The 18,163-nt window shown below is 66.7% G+C and carries 15 protein-coding genes; 8 read left to right on the plus strand and 7 right to left on the minus strand.

Annotated features, from left to right (window positions below):
- Positions 1 to 37 precede the first annotated feature (37 nt).
- Positions 38 to 991 carry a DUF4349 domain-containing protein gene (locus tag ACK4E3_RS04225; protein ID WP_409696816.1) on the plus strand — a complete coding sequence of 318 codons (954 nt, stop codon included), beginning with the start codon at positions 38 to 40 and terminating at the stop codon, positions 989 to 991.
- A 10-nt stretch (positions 992 to 1,001) separates the two neighbouring features.
- Here ACK4E3_RS04225 and ACK4E3_RS04230 read toward each other — a convergent pair whose 3' ends face one another.
- Entirely contained in the window at positions 1,002 to 1,877 is an 876-nt protein-coding gene (locus ACK4E3_RS04230) for a branched-chain amino acid aminotransferase (RefSeq protein WP_409696819.1), read from the minus strand.
- A 109-nt stretch (positions 1,878 to 1,986) separates the two neighbouring features.
- On the opposite strand from ACK4E3_RS04230, the gene ACK4E3_RS04235 reads away from it, so the two are divergent.
- The 3 genes from ACK4E3_RS04235 to ACK4E3_RS04245 all read left to right on the plus strand — a co-directional run bounded on the left by ACK4E3_RS04235 (position 1,987) and on the right by ACK4E3_RS04245 (position 4,653).
- The gene (locus tag ACK4E3_RS04235; RefSeq protein ID WP_409696822.1) at positions 1,987 to 2,691 is read left to right on the plus strand and encodes a response regulator; all 705 of its coding nucleotides are present in this window, start codon (positions 1,987 to 1,989) and stop codon (positions 2,689 to 2,691) included.
- Between the two features lie 13 nt (positions 2,692 to 2,704).
- Positions 2,705 to 4,063 (plus strand): ATP-binding protein, encoded by a 1,359-nt coding sequence (locus tag ACK4E3_RS04240; RefSeq protein WP_409696825.1) that lies wholly within the window; start codon positions 2,705 to 2,707, stop codon positions 4,061 to 4,063.
- Positions 4,064 to 4,125: 62 nt separating this feature from the next.
- Positions 4,126 to 4,653 (plus strand): hypothetical protein, encoded by a 528-nt coding sequence (locus ACK4E3_RS04245; RefSeq protein ID WP_409696828.1) that lies wholly within the window; start codon positions 4,126 to 4,128, stop codon positions 4,651 to 4,653.
- On the opposite strand, the gene ACK4E3_RS04250 is transcribed toward ACK4E3_RS04245, so the two are convergent.
- The 3 genes from ACK4E3_RS04250 to ACK4E3_RS04260 form a co-directional block, all read right to left on the minus strand.
- A complete protein-coding gene (locus ACK4E3_RS04250) occupies positions 4,650 to 5,447 on the minus strand; it encodes a pyrroline-5-carboxylate reductase family protein (protein ID WP_409696831.1) in 798 nt (265 codons plus the stop codon). The genes ACK4E3_RS04245 and ACK4E3_RS04250 overlap by 4 nt on opposite strands.
- Positions 5,448 to 5,452: 5 nt before the next feature.
- On the minus strand, positions 5,453 to 5,956 hold the full coding sequence (locus ACK4E3_RS04255; protein WP_409696834.1) for a YbjN domain-containing protein: 504 nt from the start codon (positions 5,954 to 5,956) through the stop codon (positions 5,453 to 5,455).
- 67 nt (positions 5,957 to 6,023) lie between these two features.
- Complete coding sequence (locus ACK4E3_RS04260; RefSeq protein WP_409696837.1) at positions 6,024 to 6,290, minus strand: accessory factor UbiK family protein; 267 nt, start codon at positions 6,288 to 6,290, stop codon at positions 6,024 to 6,026.
- 298 nt (positions 6,291 to 6,588) lie between these two features.
- On the opposite strand from ACK4E3_RS04260, the gene lgt reads away from it, so the two are divergent.
- The 3 genes from lgt to pgeF are packed head-to-tail and all read left to right on the plus strand — an operon-like array spanning position 6,589 to position 9,305.
- Positions 6,589 to 7,458 (plus strand): prolipoprotein diacylglyceryl transferase, encoded by an 870-nt coding sequence (gene lgt / locus ACK4E3_RS04265; protein ID WP_409696839.1) that lies wholly within the window; start codon positions 6,589 to 6,591, stop codon positions 7,456 to 7,458.
- Positions 7,458 to 8,534, plus strand: a complete 1,077-nt coding sequence (locus ACK4E3_RS04270; protein WP_409701061.1) for a class I SAM-dependent methyltransferase — start codon at positions 7,458 to 7,460, stop codon at positions 8,532 to 8,534. The genes lgt and ACK4E3_RS04270 overlap by 1 nt, the downstream gene beginning before the upstream one ends.
- Positions 8,535 to 9,305 (plus strand): peptidoglycan editing factor PgeF, encoded by a 771-nt coding sequence (gene pgeF, locus ACK4E3_RS04275; protein WP_409696842.1) that lies wholly within the window; start codon positions 8,535 to 8,537, stop codon positions 9,303 to 9,305. It abuts the gene before it with no gap.
- A 7-nt stretch (positions 9,306 to 9,312) separates the two neighbouring features.
- On the opposite strand, the gene lpxC is transcribed toward pgeF, so the two are convergent.
- The 3 genes from lpxC to ACK4E3_RS04290 all read right to left on the minus strand — a co-directional run bounded on the left by lpxC (position 9,313) and on the right by ACK4E3_RS04290 (position 14,390).
- The gene (lpxC, locus tag ACK4E3_RS04280; protein WP_409696844.1) at positions 9,313 to 10,176 is read right to left on the minus strand and encodes a UDP-3-O-acyl-N-acetylglucosamine deacetylase; all 864 of its coding nucleotides are present in this window, start codon (positions 10,174 to 10,176) and stop codon (positions 9,313 to 9,315) included.
- 241 nt (positions 10,177 to 10,417) lie between these two features.
- Entirely contained in the window at positions 10,418 to 12,079 is a 1,662-nt protein-coding gene (ftsZ, locus tag ACK4E3_RS04285) for a cell division protein FtsZ (RefSeq protein ID WP_409696847.1), read from the minus strand.
- A 268-nt stretch (positions 12,080 to 12,347) separates the two neighbouring features.
- On the minus strand, positions 12,348 to 14,390 hold the full coding sequence (locus ACK4E3_RS04290; RefSeq protein ID WP_409696850.1) for an alpha/beta hydrolase family protein: 2,043 nt from the start codon (positions 14,388 to 14,390) through the stop codon (positions 12,348 to 12,350).
- 422 nt (positions 14,391 to 14,812) lie between these two features.
- Between ACK4E3_RS04290 and ACK4E3_RS04295 the strand changes: the two genes are divergently transcribed.
- Entirely contained in the window at positions 14,813 to 17,791 is a 2,979-nt protein-coding gene (locus ACK4E3_RS04295) for a TonB-dependent receptor plug domain-containing protein (RefSeq protein WP_409696853.1), read from the plus strand.
- Positions 17,792 to 18,163 lie beyond the last annotated feature (372 nt).

The raw sequence follows: 18,163 nt of genomic DNA on the forward strand, positions 1-18,163 counted from the left end.
CGCGTTACGCGAGGGGTTCCAAACCATGGAGAGACGCATGACGCCCACCCGGATGCTGCTGGTATGGTGTGCGGGCACTGCCCTGCTGCTGGCAGCTTGCGAAGGCGAGGGAGACAGCGGCGCGCCCGAGATCGCCACCGAAGGGTTCGCGCCTGCCACGGCCCCCCAGGCTGATGCCTCGCGCCCCATGGCGGACGGTGGCGAGGGCGAGCAGGCACCGGCCCCCGCCACCCGCATGGCCTATGCCTACAACTATGGGCTCAGCCTGCCCGCCGCCCGTGTCTCCACCCTGATGCAGCAGCACGAGGCGGCCTGTGTCGGTGCCGGTCCGGGCCAGTGCGAGCTGTTGCGCGTCGACACCCGTCAGATCGGACGCGATCATGTGCAGGGCAGCGTCGAGTTTCGCGGCTCGCCCGCCTTCGTGGCCCGCTTCCGCAGCGGACTTGCCTCGGAGGTGGAGGCCCAGAACGGCCGGATCGAGCACCAGGGCGTCGAGGGCGAGGATCTAACCCGCTCCATGATCGACACCGAAGCGCGCATCACCGCCCTGACGGCCCTTCGCGACCGCCTGCAACAACTGCTCGCCACGCGCCAGGGCAGCTTGCAGGAACTGCTCGAGGTGCAGCGGGAACTGGCGCGCGTCCAGGGCGAGCTGGATGCGGCGCGCTCAAGCATGCAGACCCTCGGCACCCGCGTTGCCACGTCCAGGGTGAACATCAGCTATACCTCCGCCGGACAGATCGCGCCCGACAGTGCCCTCAGACCGCTGCAACGCGCGCTGGAACAGTCACTGCAGACCTTCACCTCCAGCCTCGGTCTTCTGATCCTCGTGCTCGCCGCCATACTGCCGCTGGCGCTGATCGTCGTGCCGATTGCCTGGCTGCTGATCCACAGGCGCAAGCGCGCCCGCCCGCGCCGCACCACCTATGTGACGCCGGAAACCACGGTCCGGCCCGACCCGCAATCCGGCGAGCCTGACCGGGAGTCCTGACCCGGCCGGTTCAGGCCGCGCGCACCAGCCGCTCGTAGTCGTCCATCAGCGACAAGGTGAGATCGGCGGGCGTGAAGCGGTATTCGCCGATCTCGGACACCGGCGTCACTTCGGCTGCGGTGCCGGTCAGGAAGCATTCGCTGAAGCTGGCCAGCTCGGCGGGCGCGATGTCGCGCACATGGACCGTCACGCCTTTCGCCTCGGCCATGGCGATCACGGTCTGGCGCGTGATGCCGTTGAGGATCGCATCTACGGGCGGCGTATGCAGCTCGCCATCGCGAACGAAGAACACATTGGCGCCCGTCGCCTCGGCCACGAAGCCGCGCCAGTCCAGCATCATGGCATCGGCATAGCCGCGCCGCTCGGCATCCATCTTGGACAGGGTGCAGATCATGTAGAGGCCCGCCGCCTTGGCCTCGGACGGGGCCGTGCGCGGATCGGGCCTGCGCCACTTGGCCCAGTCGAGGCGGATGCCCCTGCGCTTGATCTCGGGATCGAAATAGGAAGGCCACTCCCACACCGCGATGGCCAGGCGCGTGCGCGTGCCGAAGGCCGTCACCGAAACCTGCTCCGGCCCGCGAAAGGCGACGGGGCGCACGTAGCAGTCCTCAAGGCCCATCTTCTCGCAGGTCTGGCGGCAGGCGTCATTGACCTGCTCCACCGACCACGGAATCTCGAAATCGAGGATGGCCGCCGAGCGGTGCAGCCGCTCGGTATGCTCGGTCAGCTTGAAAATCCGGCCGCCATAGCTGCGTTCCCCCTCGAAAACCGACGAGCCATAGTGCAGAGCATGGCTCAGGACATGGGTGTTGGCCTCACGCCAAGGCACGAAGTCGCCATCCAGCCAGATCCATCCGTCACGGTCGTTGAAGGGAACCAGGGTCATTGATTATCCGCCTCCTCTGCCGCGCGGGCGCGCTTCACTTTGATCGCCCGCAAACGGCGCGGTCAACGCCGGGCTTGCCAAAGCGGTGCCTTTTCCGGGAAATCGCGTCATGATCACCGATCCCAACGGCATGGCGGGCCGTCACCTGCTGGTGGTGGATGACGACGACCGCATCCGCGAGCTGCTCAAGCAGTATCTGGCGCGCGAGCGTTTTCGCGTCACCACCGCCGCCCATGCGGGCGCGGCAAAGCGGCTGATGGACCTGCTAGACTTCGATCTGATCATCATCGACGTCATGATGCCGGGCGAGGACGGCTTCTCCCTGACCGACTGGGTGCGCAAGCGTGCCCAGAGCTCAAACACGCCGGTGCTGATCCTGACCGCGCGCGATCTGGCCGACGACCGGGTGCAGGGGCTCTCGCTCGGGGCGGACGACTACATGGTCAAGCCCTTCGATCCGCGCGAGCTGGTGCTGCGCATCGAGGCGATCCTGCGCCGTGCTGGCCCGCGCCAGACGCCGATCCGCGAGGTGAAGATGGGCGAGTGCCTGTTCGATCTGGAGCGCCTCGAGCTGTCGCGCGAGGGCAGGCCGGTGCGTCTGACCGAGGCCGAGACCCAGCTTCTCAAGACCCTCGCCCTCAATGCCCACGGTGCGGTGGACCGCTATCAGCTCTCGCCCGACACCGCCGATGCCAGCGGGCGGGCCGTGGACGTGCAGGTCACGCGCCTGCGCCGCAAGATAGAGGACGATCCGCGCAACCCGCGCTATCTGCAGACCGTGCGCGGAGTGGGCTATATGCTCGCGCCCGACTGAGCGGGCCCCGAGCATGGCGCTTCGCATCCCCTTCCCGCCCCTATGGCGGCGCGCCATCAAGCGCACACTGCCCAAGACGCTGTGGGGCCGCTCCCTGCTGATCATCGTGCTGCCGGTGTTCCTGATGCAGGTGGCGGTCACATGGTCTTTCTTCGACGCGCACTGGCAGACCGTGACAGCGCGCCTGTCCGACAGCCTTGCAGGCGAGATCGCCTGGATGGTCGAAAGCTGGCGCGAGGAGCCCGACGAGGCCACGCTGCAACGCCTTGCCGAGCGCGCCGAGCAGACCATGCAGCTCTCCATCGCGCTTCAGGTGGGGCGCGCGCTGCCCACCTCGCGGCGCACCTCCCTGTTCACGGCCCAGGACCGCACCTTGAACGCGGCCCTCGATGCGCGGCTCGATGATCCCTACTGGTTCGATACCACCCGCTATCCGGCCTACATCGACATTCAGGTCCAGCAGCCCGAGGGCGTGCTGCGCTTCATCGCCCCGCGCGAGCGGGCCTTTGCCTCTCAGGCCCACATCTTCGTGCTGTGGCTGGCGCTGGCCACCTTGCTGCTGGGCTCGGTCGCCATCGTGTTCATCCGCAATCAGGTGCGCGCCATCGAGCGGCTGTCCGAGGCGGCCGAGGCGTTCGGGCGCGGCGTGGACCTGCCCGGCTTCAAGCCCCACGGCGCGCGCGAGGTGCGCGCGGCGGCCCACGCCTTCATCGACATGAGAGAGCGTATCCGCCGCCACATCGACCAGCGCACCGCCCTGCTGGCGTCGGTCAGCCACGACCTGCGCACGCCGCTCACCCGCCTGCGCCTCGCGCTCGCCCTCTCGCCGCCCGGTGTCGAGACCGAGGCCATGCAAAGCGATCTCAACGAGATGGAGCACATGATCGACGAATATCTGGCCTTTGCGCGTGGTCAGGCGGGCGAGGCGGAGGAAGCGGTCGATGTGCGCGATCTGCTGGCGCGTGCCGCCGAGGATGCCCGCGCGCTGGGTGCCGAGGTTTCGGTCAGCGGGGACGAGAGCCTGCGCGCCCAGCTTCGCCCCCTCGCCTTTCGCCGGGCCATGGCCAATCTGGTCTCCAATGCTGCCAATCACGCCCGCACCATCCGCCTTGGCGCGCGCATCACCCCGTCGGGCCAGCTTGAGCTGAGCGTCGAGGACGACGGGCCGGGCATCGCGCCCGCCCTGCGCGAGGAAGCCCTGCGGCCCTTCGCGCGCCTCGACCCATCTCGCAACCAGAACACCAAGGGTGTGGGTCTCGGCCTGTCCATCGCGCGGGACGTGGCGCGCTCGCACGGCGGAGAGCTGCTGCTGGACGACAGCGACATGGGCGGGCTCAAGGCCCTGATCCGCATTCCGCTGCGCGGCGGATGAGGCACTTCACTTTTCGCTTCCGCCACTGGCGGCCCGGCGCCGGCGCAGGCAAGGTGGCTTTCATGAAACCGCTCGCGTCCACAGCCCGCATAAGCGCAGCCATGGCGCTGGTGCTGATCGCTGCCGCTGGCATCATGCCCGCCGCCGCTCTCGCCCAGCCCTCGGCCGAGGCGAGCCATGGCCCCATGACCGTCACACCCGGCCCCGCCTTGCTGGCCCGCGCCGCCGACATCGGCGAGGGCGAGATCACCTGGCTGGGCGATCAGCTGCGCGAACGCGCCGAGCGCGCGGTGGGCACCAATCCCCACCTGAGTGATGCGACCATCGCCATCACCATCCTCGATGCCCGGCCCAACCGGCCCACCCGCGCCCAGGCCCTGCGCACGCCGGGCCTGTCGGTGCTCGAGTCGATAGGCATCGGCGGGGCGCGGCTGCACGTGCGGCTGCGCTGGCCGGACGGGCGCGAACTCAGCTTCGAGGCGGGCTGGGAAACCGACAATCTGGCGCAGGTTCAGGCAGGCGGGGTCTGGAGCGATGCCCTGCGCGCCTTCGAGATCACGGCGCGGCGCCTGCGGACCCTGCGTCCCTAGGACGTTTCCGACAGCTCGCCAGCCCGCCTGTGGGCCGCACCCACGGCATCCTTCATCAGTGGCTCGAGCGCCCCCGCCAGCACCTTGAGCCCCGCCTCCGTGGTGCCACCGGGCGAGGCCACCTCTGCGATCAGCTCGTCGAGTGTGCGCGGATCATTGGCCACGCTGGCCGCCGCCGATGTCAGGGTCGCGCGCGCCATTCGGGCAGCGAGGTCCGGCGCGATGCCGAGCGCCTCGGCCCCCTTCGCCAGTGCTGCGACCTGGGCGAACACTAAGGCGGGGCCAGAGCCGCACAGGGCCGTGGCCGCATCCAGATCATCCTCGCGCTCCAGCCCGATCACCGTGGCGATGGGCGCGAACAGGGCCTCGGCGTGATCGCGCGCGCGCGCATACTCGGCATGGAGGCAGGCGACGCCCGCGCCATGGGCCGTGCCCGTGCTGGGCATGACGCGCGCCAGGCTCTGGCCGGGTTTCAGTAAGGGTGTCAGGCTGGCGGCGCGCACTCCGGCCATGACCGAGACGACCACCGCATCGTCCGCCAGAAGGGGCAGGGCCGATTTCAGCGCGTCGGCACCCACCTTGGGCTTCACGGCCAGCACCACAGTGCGCGCGCGCCACTGCGGGGCCGGTTCAACTCTCACGCCCTGTGCGGCAAAGCCCTGCATGGCCGCGTTCACGCGCGGTGCCATGATGGTCACATCAGCGGGTTTCAGTGTCTTGCTGGCCAGCCAGCCGCGCAGCATGGCCGCGCCGAGTCTCCCGCATCCGACCAGAAGAACGGGCGCAGCGCCCATCGGGCTCAAGCCTCGCCGACCGTCTCGAACAGGCAGGCGTCGATGGCCTGGGACGGGCTCTTGGCACCGCGGATCATGAAGTCGAAGGCCGGATAGTAGCGGTCTGCGGCCTCGATGGCGGCATCGATCATGGACGCGGCCTGACCCAGCGTCGGGCGCTCGCCGTGAGGCAGGGCCAGCGCGTGACGGAACACGATCTCGCCGTCCTCGCTCCACACCTCGAAGTGGCCGAGCCAGGTGCGCTGGTTGATCAGCGACACCATCTCGAAGGCCGCCGCGCGGCGCGACTTGGTGGCGCGCAGGTCCAGCGAGCAGCACAGTTGCAGGCAGTCGCCCTCGGGCCGCCACGCGAACCACAGCTCGTAGTCCTTCCACTGGCCGCCCAGTGCAAAGGCCAGGTCTCCGTCGTCGGTGCGGTCGAACGGCAGGTTCTCGGCCGTCAGAACGTTCTCGACCACGTCCAGCGGGTCATAGACCACATCGAGATCGTCGGGTCGGACTTCGTTCATCTGTTCACCGCCTCCGGGCGCGACTCGCCCTTGCTGGGATTACAGTAGGGATGTTCGCAGATTCGGCTCAACCGGCATCTTCCTGGGGGGGAGATTTTCTGCGGGAACTTCCCCCTGCGGGCTTGCTGAGGGCCGCGATCTCGGAACGCAGGGCGGCGATTTCGGCCTTGAGAACGTCCAGCTCCTCGCGGCGGACCAGATCCATGTCGGCGACCATGCGGTCCGCCTGGGCGCGCATGGCGGCGCGTGCCTCATCGCCAGCGGCCTGGGCGAGGCCCATGGCGCCGGTGGTCAGCTTGGCCATCTCGTCGAGAAAGGGATTGCGCGTCTGCATGTGCCTCTAAGCTCCGAAGCGGACCCGTCAGGTTGTGCACCCAGGGATGCGTGCCTGTCAGGCTGATTAACCGAGGTTTCCATATGGTAAACGAACCCTTGCCCGCAAAGCGCGCGGCAAGACAGCCCATGCGAACGATGTCCCCGATCTGTGCGCTCAATCCTTATGGCGAGGGCTTTGGCGAAAAGACGGCGCTTCGTGCCGCGTGTCGGAATTTTAGTTGCCGCATGGGGCGACGAGCGCGGCAACGCTTGCTAAACGGGGGCTTGAACATCACCCCAGCGGGAGCTATCGCGCCGTGACCTTCCCCGAGTTCGATCCCGTCCTGATCAGCATCGGCCCGCTGGCGATCCGCTGGTATGCGCTGGCCTATGTCGCGGGCATCCTGCTGGGCTGGCGCTATGCCGCCTCGCTGATCAAGCGCGAGGCCCTGTGGCTGCCCAACCGCCCGCCCGTCACCTCGCCCCAGCTCGACGATCTGGTGCTGTGGGTCACGCTCGGCATCATTCTGGGCGGGCGCTTCGGCTATGCGCTGTTCTACGACCCGTCGATGTTCGCCCAGATCTTCACCGGCAACTCGTGGGGCGAGCGGCTGGAGATCTTCCAGATCTGGACCGGAGGCATGGCCTTCCACGGCGGGCTGATCGGCGTGGCTCTGGCCATTGTGATCTATGCGCGGGCACAGAAGATCAGTCTTCTGTCGCTGGGCGATCTGGTGGCGCCGGTGGCGCCCATCGGGCTGTTCTTCGGGCGCATCGCCAACTTCATCAACGGCGAGCTGTGGGGCCGCGAGACCACCGTGCCTTGGGCCGTGCGCTTCTGTAACGACGCCATCCGCGCGACCTATGGCTATTGCCCCGCAGGCGAGGCGCCGCGCCATCCCAGCCAGCTCTATGAGGCCGCGCTGGAGGGCCTGCTGCTGTTCGTGCTGCTGTCGTGGGTGATCTGGAAGATGAAGGGCCTGGCCCGTCCCGGCCTGATCACCGGCCTGTTCCTGCTGGGCTATGGCCTCTCGCGCGCCCTGCTCGAGACGGTGCGCGAGCCGGACTATTTCATGCCCGACTTCCCGCTGGGTCTGACCATGGGCATGATGCTGTCGATCCCCATGATCTTCGTCGGGGCGTGGCTGGTCTGGCGCGCACGCGGGAGCCAGCCGGCCGGGGCGTGATGGCAGCCTCCCTGCAAGAGCGCCTCGTGCGGGACATCCGCGAGGATGGGCCGATCAGCGTAGCCGACTACATGACGCGCTGCCTGCACGATCCGCTGGGCGGCTATTACGCCACCCGGCCCTCGCTGGGCGAAGGCGGGGATTTCATCACCGCGCCGCTCATCAGCCAGATGTTCGGAGAACTGATCGGCCTGTGGGCGCTCGAAACCTGGCAGGCGCTCGGTGCGCCCGACCATTTCCACCTGATCGAGATCGGCCCCGGCGACGGCACCTTGATGGCCGATGCCCTGCGTGCCGCGTCCCTGTCGCCGGCCTTCCTCGAGGCCGCGCGCCTGACCCTGATCGAGCCCAGCGCCCCGCTACGCGCCATTCAGGCCCGCCGCCTCGGCGCGCTCGAGCCCGTGCCGCACTGGGTGCCCTCGCTCGATGCCATCGAGCCGGACCGCCCGGTGATCCTGATCGCCAACGAGGTGCTCGACTGCATGCCCGCCCGCCAGTTCCTGCGCCGCGATGGCCGCTGGTTCGAGCGGCGCGTCGGCGTGGACGAGGCCGGAGCGCTGGTGTTCGGGCTGAGCGCGCCCACGGCGGGCTTCGTGCGCCCGCCCTTTCCGGTCGAGGACGGCCAGATCGTCGAGATTTCCGAGGCGCAGGCGCGCTTTGCCGGTGCCCTCGCCGGGCTGATCGCCAGAACTTCCGGCGCGGCCCTGCTGATCGACTATGGCCGCGAACACCCCGGCCCCGGCGACACCTTCCAGGGCCTGATCCGCCATCAGAAGGTCGATCCCCTGCACCGGCCCGGCGAGGCGGACCTGACGGTCTGGGCGGACTTTCCCGCCGTGATGGAGGCGGCCCTGCGCGGCGGCGTCGACGTGTCGGGCTGCGTGCCCCAGGGCGCATTCCTGACCCGCCTCGGCATCCGCGAGCGCGCCGCCGCCCTGATCGGCCACCATCCGGCCCGCGCCCCAACCATCGAGCGCCAGCTTGCGCGCCTGACTGCGCCCGACCAGATGGGCGAGCTGTTCAAGGCCGTAGCCCTGTTCTCGCCGCGCAGCCTCGCTCTGCCGGGGTTTCAGTAGATGCTGCGCCCCGTCCGCCATCCGCTGCTCGACATCCCCGGCGTTCGCCATGGCTTCTTCACGCGTGAAGGCGGCGTGTCCGGCGGTCTTTATGCCTCGCTGAACTGCGGGCCGGGATCGGGCGATGATCCGGCGCACGTCAGCGAGAACCGCCGCCGCGTGGCCGCCCATCTGGGCCTGGACACCGGACACCTGCTCAGCGCCCACCAGGTCCACTCGCCCACCGCCGTGGTGGTGCGGGGGCCATGGCAGGGGACGCGGCCCCATGCCGACGCCCTCGTCACGCGGGAACTCGGCCTTGGCTGCGGGGCACTGACGGCGGACTGCGCGCCCGTGCTGCTGGCCTGTAGCCAAAGCGGTGTGGTGGCCTCGGCCCATGCGGGCTGGAAAGGTGCGCTGTCGGGCGTGATCGAGGCCACGGTCGAGGCCATGGTGAGTGAAGGCGCGCACCGCCCTGCGCTGCGTGCCGTGGTCGGCCCCTGCATCGGCCCTGACAGCTATGAGGTCAGCGAGGACTTTGCCGCGCCGTTCCTTGCCCGCGATGCCACTGCAGAGCGGTTCTTTCGCCCCCGGCCCGGCGTGCAAGGCAAGCTGTTGTTCGACCTGCCGGGCTATGGCCTGTGGCGGCTGAATCTGGCGGGCGTCGAGCACTGCGCCTGGAGCGGTCACGACACCCTGGCCCATGAGGCGCGCTTCTTCTCGAACCGGCGCGCGCACCATCGCGGCGAGGCCGACTACGGACGCATGATTTCGGTGATTGTCAGGGCGTGACGGGTGCTCAGGCCGAGGCCTGAAGGGCGGGCATGCGTGTGACCGTGCGCCAGCTTTCGGGCTGGGCCAGCAGCTTCCTGACCAGCTTGTTGTTCAGCGCATGGCCGGACTTGCACCCCTCATAACGCGCCAGCAGGGGGGCGCCCAGCACATAGAGATCGCCGATGGCATCAAGCGCCTTGTGACGGGCGAACTCGCGCTCCATGCGAAGGCCGCCGGGGTTGAGGATGGTGTCACCCTCGATGACCACCGCGTTCTCGAGGCTGCCACCCTGGGCCAGACCCGCCCGGCGCAGGGCCTCGACCTCGTGGGCAAAGCCGAATGTGCGCGCCGCAGCGATCTCGTCGCGGAAGGTCTGTTCATCGACCACGAAGTCCACGCACTGACGCCCGATGACCGGAGAGTCGAACGCCACCTCGAAGAACATCTCGTAACGATCGCAAGGCAGCAGGGCGGCCAGCTTGTCGCCCTCTTCGACCACGATGGGCTCCAGCACCTCGATGTGACGCAGCGGGGCCTGCTGGCGGCGGAAACCGGCCTGATCGAGCAGCTGCACGAACGGCAGGGCCGAGCCGTCCATGATCGGCAGTTCCGGCCCGTCCACCTCGACCAGCACATTGGAGATGCCCAGAGCGCAGAAGGCTGCCATCAGGTGCTCGATGGTGGCCAGGGTCACGCCCGCCTCGTTGCCGATCAGGGTGTTGAGGCGGCTGTCCAGCACGGCCTCGCCCGAAACCGGGATGCGGTTGTCACGATCCTGCACGTCGGTGCGTACGAAAACGATGCCATGGCCGGGCGCAGCCGGGCGCAGCGACAGGCGCACATGGCGGCCCGAATGCACGCCCACGCCCGCGCAGATGGCCGGAGCCATCACCGTGCGTTCATGTTGCTCGTTGTGCCTCGACACTGCGAAACCCTTGACTTTACTCAGCTTCCCATCAGCGGAAGCACGCCCCACTTCCCTATTAACCGCGTGGCTTCAAGCGAGAAACTGAAACCAGGTTTCGGATTGTTACGCGCGCCCGCAAGCGCGGTGGCTCAGAGCGCGCAAGACAAAGGCCCGGCGATCGCTCGCCGGGCCTTGCAATGTGTCTCAGCGTCGCCTTTTGGGATCAGTTCGCGAGGCGGCGAAGAAAGGAGGGGATCTCAAGATCATCCTCCTCGCGCTGGGGTTCGGCCAGACGCGCGCTGTCGGTGCTGCGCATCTGGGGCGCGGGCTGGGGCGCCGTGTCAGGGCGGTAGCTTGCTGCGCTGGCCTCGGTGGGGGCGCGCTGCGGGCCGGGCTGGGGCACGTCCGCATCGCGGCGCTTGAACAGGCTCCAGCCGGGGCGCTTGTGATCGCGCTGGCCATAGTCCTGACGGGCCGCATCGCGCACCGGGCCGAGGCCGCGGTCCAGATACAGATCGCCCTGGCCCTCGTCGTCCTCGCCCTCGACCGCCGGATCGACGATACGGCCGATGACGCGGCTGTCGCTGCCGGGCTGGATCATGGGCTCTCGGATGTCGCGGCTCAGGCTGTCGCGGGCCGTGGTTTCCTGACGCGCAGGCTCACGAAGCAGGGGCTCGCGCGGGGCATCATAGATGCGCGGCTCGGGGCGCACCTCGGCGCGGGGCTCAGGCTGGGGAGCCGCAGCACGCACGGGCTCGACCGTCTCGCGGGCCACGGCAGGCTCGGCGCGGGGCTCCACACGAGGTTCGGTGCGCGCCTCCATGCGAGGCTCGGGCGAGCGAGGCTCAGGCCCACGAAGCTCTGGCCCGCGCACCGGCTCGCGCCGGTTCAGACCCGAGGGCTCGATCTTCTGCATCACCACCTCGTCCATGCCGGTGGCGACCACCGAGACGCGGATCTTGCCCTCCAGCGCCGGGTCGAAGGCGGCGCCGAAGATGATGTTGGCCTCGGGATCGACTTCAGAGGAGATGGCGTTGGCGGCCTCGTCCACCTCCAGCAGGGTCATGTCCGGCCCGCCGGTGATGTTGACCAGCACGGCCTTGGCGCCCTTGAGCGAGGTCTCGTCCAGCAGGGGGTTCGAGATGGCATTCTGGGCCGCATTGATGGCGCGGTCGTCGCCGGAGGCCTCTCCGGTGCCCATCATGGCCTTGCCCATCTCGCTCATGACGGCGCGCACGTCGGCAAAGTCGAGATTGATCAGGCCCGGCAGGATCATCAGGTCGGTGATCGAGCGCACGCCCGAGTGCAGCACCTGATCGGCCATGCCGAACGCATCGGCAAAGGTGGTGCGCTCGTTGGCGACACGGAACAGGTTCTGGTTCGGAATGACGATCAGGGTATCGACATAGCGCTGCAGCTCGGCGATGCCCGCATCGGCCAGGCGCATGCGGTGACGGCCCTCGAAGGTGAACGGCTTGGTCACGACGCCGACGGTCAGGATACCGCGATCACGTGCACACTTGGCGATGATGGGTGCAGCCCCCGTACCCGTTCCACCGCCCATGCCTGCCGTGATGAAGACCATGTGCGCGCCTTCCAGGTGCGCATTGATCTCGTCCACCGATTCCTCGGCCGCGTTCATGCCCATCTCGGGATGGGCACCGGCGCCCAGGCCCTGGGTGATGGTCTGGCCCAGCTGGATGCGGCGATCGCTCTTGGAATAGCTCAGATGCTGGGCATCGGTGTTGGCAACGACGAACTCGACCCCCTCAAGCTGGGACTCGATCATGTTGTTGACCGCATTGCCGCCAGCACCACCGACGCCAAAGACGACGATCCGGGGCTTCAGCTCCGTGCCCTGGGGGCGAACCAGAGAAAGTGACATGTGTTTTCCGACCTCTCGACCCTGTCTCGCCAGGCTGATGGCGCGGGCTGCGAATCGCCATGAGCGGACAGCGTTAAGAAAGCGCCCATCAACCTTAAAAGACTGTTACCCGATAGCGTGAGTCGGGCCGGGGCAAAGGCCTAAGTTGCAGTTTCGTGAACATAAGCCGCGCGCAAACCAAAACGGCGGGGCCGCATGGTGCGAACCCCGCCGTCTCGAAGGTGGTAAACGCAGCGGGAAACGCGCCCGCCGCGCCCGGTGACCGCCCTTACAGAGAGCCCGAGCCGCCCGGCCCGCACTGGTTCTGGAAGAAGTCCTCCACCGTGGTCAGGATCGCGGCGAAATTGGCCGGGGTCCAGGTGTTGAGCGTATGGTCCATGACAGGAAGGATTTCCAGGCGCACAAAAGAACCGTTCGCCCTCAATGCTGAGGCCATGCGCCTTGAGTCATTAGGGTTCACCACATTGTCGCGGTCGCCACTGTAAAGGTAGAGCGGGATGTTGGCATGAGCCGCCAGCCTCAGCGGGTCCTCGCCGTCAATGGCGGGATGCTGAACCTCGCGCACCCAACGATTATCGTACGTTTCGCGTCTTGCCATATCAAGCGTTGACGGACCCGCCCCGGCGGCGGCGCACCGGTACAGGCCGCTGGGACGGACCGCCGCCATCATGGCCGAATAGCCACCATAGGAATAGCCGTGCATCGCGATCCGGTCAGGGTCGGCAAGACCTTGAGCGATAAGCCAGCGGGCAGCGTCATCCTTGTCATCCTGCATGGTACGCCCCCACTGGCCGTCGCCAGCGATCCATAGCCGATCACCCCAACCTAAAGACCCCCGGAACTGGGGCATGATCACGGTGTAACCGCGCGAAACGAAGTACTGGCTCCAGCCCGTCGTGTCCCAGTCGCTGTCGTCCCGGGCCCACGGGCCACCGTGCGGCACAATGATCGCGGGATATGGACCGGGGCCGTATATCTCGGCATTTGGCCTGTAAACGATGGCTGGAATTTGCAAGCCGTCGCGGGCCGGATACTGGATGACCTCCGCATCGCCTAGCGCGGAGTTACCCGCCAGTTCGGGATAAGCGCGGCCCAAGAGCCTCAGCCTGCCATCGATCAAAACATGATACTCAGGCGGCGTTCTGAACCCTGATCGACGAACGACCAAGCGCCTCCTGTCACGCGACCATGCGACGAGCGAGACATCAGCGCCAGCATCCGTCTCCAGATTATAGGTTCTTCCATCCGCGATGCCTTGCCAGCGCAAAACCCTGCGATCCGGGGCCAACGCAGCCCGGATTTGGTCAACTGCATCTTCGATGGCTGGATCAACCCAGAAAGTTTTGGTCCGCTCGCCTGCGTAGCGGAAACCGAGAATTTCGCCAAAGTCCTCAGCATAGGTCGACTGGATTATGCCCGCCGCATCAAAAACAGGGTGAGCGAATGCAACCTCGCCGATGCGCCGCTGGCGTATATCGTATTCGTAGACTGCCGAATTGTCGCGGCCTTCAGATGTCTGGTAGATGAAAATAATATTAGGGTCTGTTGAAAAGCCCGCAATACCAATCGCGCCCCCACGATCCCTCGCGTAAACACGAAAGTGTTCCTCAAAAGCCCCCGTATCGGGATGCAAGATCTCAATCGAGCGGAACGCAGCTCCAGACTCAAAGTCCGCCCTGACGCGTCCGCGAATCTCACCGCGCGCGTCTCGAAAGTTAGACCACCTGTCCGAACCCCTCTGATAGCGCTCGTAAGTTCCATTCCTAATGTTGAAGCGATAGGTGTCACCACCTGGCCGCGGAGATCCTACAAGTATGAAATCCTCTTCTAGGGGAAGAGTGCTTACCAGGTTTCCGAGCCCAACGAACGGTTCAAACTGTCCGGCTTCAGGGTAACTCAGGCTTGTTGTTACGGGCGTACCATCCAGCCGCAACAGCTGCGTTCTTGAAACAAATGTTCTGAGATTGCCTGTCACAAATGGCTGCTGCGTCGTCACAAATATTCTGTCGTTAGAGACAAAGCGGACACTCACAAGCTCCGACCTCTCGTCGGTGCCTATATTAAATGGTGCCGCATCGAAATTATCTGTTTGCCATATCGACACATGGCGTCGCGTGCCGTCGGGAGAGACAACGGCAGCCAGATGGCGTCCGTCCGGCGACAGATCCACCGACGAGATCGCCGGGCGCCGCGCGAAATGCATCGCTTCGGGCACATTCTGCGCGATGGCGCTGCCGGCGCCGGCCAGCGCCGCGCCCACGCCGACAAAGACAGCCAGAGCTGCCCCCGCCAGAGACTTTCTGAACAACATGGTCACTCCCCACACCTGATGATGCTGCCCGATCTTGAGCGGGCGCCGTCTGCGCGCCTGGGCCCGGACGACCCGCGGAAAACCCCGGATTGCCACAAAGCCCACACGCTTGCGGCCACTATAACGAGCCGATTGTGTCGCACCAGAGCGAATTGCCACCCCCGCAAGGCGCGGGTCTGAAACGGATTTCCGTGGCAATGCCTAGGTCTGCCACATCTTGGCCACATTCTGCATCCGCAACTGTGGCGATTTTGTTACGACACGGCGACGAATTGGCCCTTACGGACAATCGTAACTTTTTCCTCCGCCCCCGCTCCTTAAGACAGGGCGCAGTGAAAGCGTCATTTCGGAAACATCCCTTTCGATCGATCCGCTCGCACTCTCAACGCATGTTGAAAAAATCCATTGGAGACGTTCGCATCATGAAATTCGACAAGAAGGCCCTTCTGGCGTCGTCGATCATCGCCGGCCTGGCGATGGCCGCCCCGTCGATGGCTCTGGCCCAGTCCCAGGAAGACGAGGACGATCAGCGCCCGCAACCTTCCTCGCAGCAGGCCACCCAGGTCGGTGAGGTTGTCATCACCGGCTCGCGCATTCGTCGTAACGAGTTCACGGCGACCCAGCCCATCCAGGTGATCACCGCCGAGCAGGCCACCCTCGAGGGTCTGGCCGATACCTCGGAGATCCTTCAGGGCTCCACCGCGGCCAACACCGCCACCCAGATCAACAACTTCTTCACCGGCTTCGTCACCACCGGCGGCCCGGGCGTGAACACCATCTCGCTGCGCGGCCTCGGTGCCCAGCGGACCCTGGTGCTGGTGAACGGCCGCCGCGTCGGCCCCGCCGGTGTGCGCGGTCAGGTGGGCCCGGCCGACCTGAACACCATCCCCGGCTCGCAGATCGAGCGCGTGGAAATCCTGACGGACGGTGCCTCGTCGATCTACGGCTCCGACGCCGTGGCCGGCGTGATCAACATCATCACCCGCACCAACCTCGACGGCGGCCGCGCCGAAGTCTTCTACAGCCAGCCGCTCGAGCGCGGCGGTGAAGAGCTGCGCGCCAACATCGGCCAGGGCTGGACCTTCGACCGCGGTTATGTGTCGGTGGCCGGCGAGTTCTACCGCCGCTCGCCCCTGCGCTTCGGCGACCGCGACTGGTTCGACTGTCCGCAGGCGCACGTCTATCGTGACCCGAACTATCAGATCCGCGCCGACGTCATCGATCCCGAGACCGGCGAGTTCAAGTGCCAGAGCGTCACCGCCAATGTGATCTCGGTCTGGAGCGGCCCGCGTGCGGGCACCGACTTCATGCCCGACCCCTCGGCCGTGCTCGGCGGCGGCCCCAACGGCTGTGACCTGAACGGCCTGCGTCAGGTGCGCGCCTTCTTCATCGGCGGCGGCTTCAACGGTGCCGGCCAGTCGTGCGCCGTGCCCGGAACGGCTCCGGCTGCCCTGCAGCGCGCCATGTTCGCCCGCACCCCGGCCCACTCGGACCGCTATGGTTCGCGCACGGCCGTCTCGCCGGTGGACCGCTACTCGATCTCGGCCTTTGCCGGTTACGACCTGACCCCGACCACCGAGATCTTCGGTGAGTTCCTGTTCAACCGCCGCGAGTCGGAACAGAACAGCTGGCGTCAGATCTGGGGCATCTTCGACGAAGGCCATCCGGCCAACCCCTATCCGTTCGACGCCGAACCGACCCTGCTGCTGAACACCGACCAGGACCAGCAGGTCGACTATTACCGCGGCGTGGCCGGCATCCGTGGCCAGATCAACGCCATGGGCGGCTGGGACTGGGAACTGGCGGCGCAGTACAGCCGCTCGCGCGGCACCTACGGCGGCAACTTCTTCTATGCTGACCGTTTCGAAGCCGCTCTCGATCCGTCGGGCTGCGACACCTCGCTCCTGACCACGGCTTCGAGCTGCCCGGTGGGCGGCCTGCAGCTGCTGACCAACGACGCGGTGCTCTTCGGTCGCCTGCGTCCGGAGGACGAAGCGTTCCTGATCGGCTACGAGCAGGGCACCACGACCTACACCCACGCCTATGTGGAAGGGATCGTCACCGGCAACCTGTTCAACCTTCCTGCCGGTCCGCTGGGTGCCGCCTTCGGCTTCCAGATCCGCCGCGAGGAAATCGACGACAACCCCGGCGAGCAGGCCCGCAACGGCAACTCGTGGGGCCAGTCGAGCGCCGGTCGCACCACGGGTTCGGACACGGTGCGCGAAGTGTTCGCCGAGTTCGAGGTCCCGGTGATCCGCTCGGTGCCGCTGATCGACAGCCTGTCGCTGAACCTGTCGGGCCGCTACTCGGACTACGACTCCTATGGTGACAACACCACCTACAAGGTCGGTCTGAACTGGCAGATCACGCCTGCGTGGCGCATCCGCGCGTCGCAGGGCACCTCGTTCCGCGCCCCGGCGCTGTACGAGCTGTTCCTGGCCAACCAGACCAGCTTCCTCGGTCAGGCCGCCATCGACCCCTGCCGTCAGGCCCTGGCGCGCTCCACCAATCCGACCCTGAACGCCAACTGCCTCGCGGCGGGCGTGCCGGAAGGCTATGGCACGGGCGTGTCGTCCTCGGCCCTGATCATCACGGGCGGCGGCATCGGCATCCTGAACCCCGAAACGGCCGAGGCTCAGTCCATCGGTCTGATCTGGACGCCTGCGTTCGTCGACCTGTCGGTGGCGCTGGACTACTACAAGATCGAGGTTCAGGACGAAGTGCGTCAGTTCGGTGCGGCCAACATCGTCAGCGCCTGCTACTTCTCTGACGACTTCGCCAACGAGCCGCTTTGCTCGCTCATCGTCCGCAACCCGCCGACCGATCCCACGCGTCCCAGCGAGATCGTCTCGGTGAACGATTCCTACGTGAACATCGCGCGCCAGGAGTCCGAAGGCCTCGACCTGACGATCCGCTACGCTCACCGCTTCGGATTCGGTGACCTGACCCTGAACGGTCGCTTCACCCACATCCTGAACTGGGAGTCGCAGCTGTTCAACGCGTCGGCGCCGACCCAGAACCACCAGCGTATCGGCTCGCCCGACTTCGTTGGCCAGGTCTCGGCCCGCTTCGACCGCGGTGACTGGACCTACTTCTGGAACACCGACATCGTGGGCGAGACCTCCAACGCCGATTTCCTGACACCCCCGAACTCGGGCACCTACTTCGGTGAGCCGGTGTTCTTCAAGCGCTTCACCGACCACCACATCACGCACGGCTTCTCGATCCGTCGCCGCGCTGACCAGTGGACGCTGCAGGCCGGTGTCAACAACGTGTTCAACACCTCGCCGCCGATCACCTCGGCTTCGGGTGGCGGTACGCGCATCGGCAACACGCCTCTGGCCTCCCAGTACGACTGGATCGGCCGTAGGGTGTTCTTCAACATCTCGCGCGCCTGGTAACAGGCTCTCGCGTTCGACCTTGAAAGGGGCGGTGGCAAACCACCGCCCCTTTTTCTTTGCGCGCCCGCTCAGGCCACGCCCTGATACTGCCTGGGCCGCGCCTGCCCGCCCGCGCTCATCGAACCGGACTGCACCTGGGCCCCTGCCCGCCTGCCCGCCTGCCCGGCTGTCCGGCGCAGCACCGCCGCCACACACGCGGAGATTGAGGGGCCATCGCGATCTCACGGTCCTGTAATTATGGCAAAGCCGCCACTTTCGTAGCTCTGGAAAACATCGCCGGAAATCAAGCAGTTCGCCTGATGCGCGCATTTCGCCGCCACAATTGGCCTGATCATCGCCCCAAGTGTGGCGATTACGTTACGGTTCCTTTAT

It is taken from the genome of Brevundimonas sp. (assembly GCF_046299595.1).
GTDB lineage: Bacteria > Pseudomonadota > Alphaproteobacteria > Caulobacterales > Caulobacteraceae > Brevundimonas.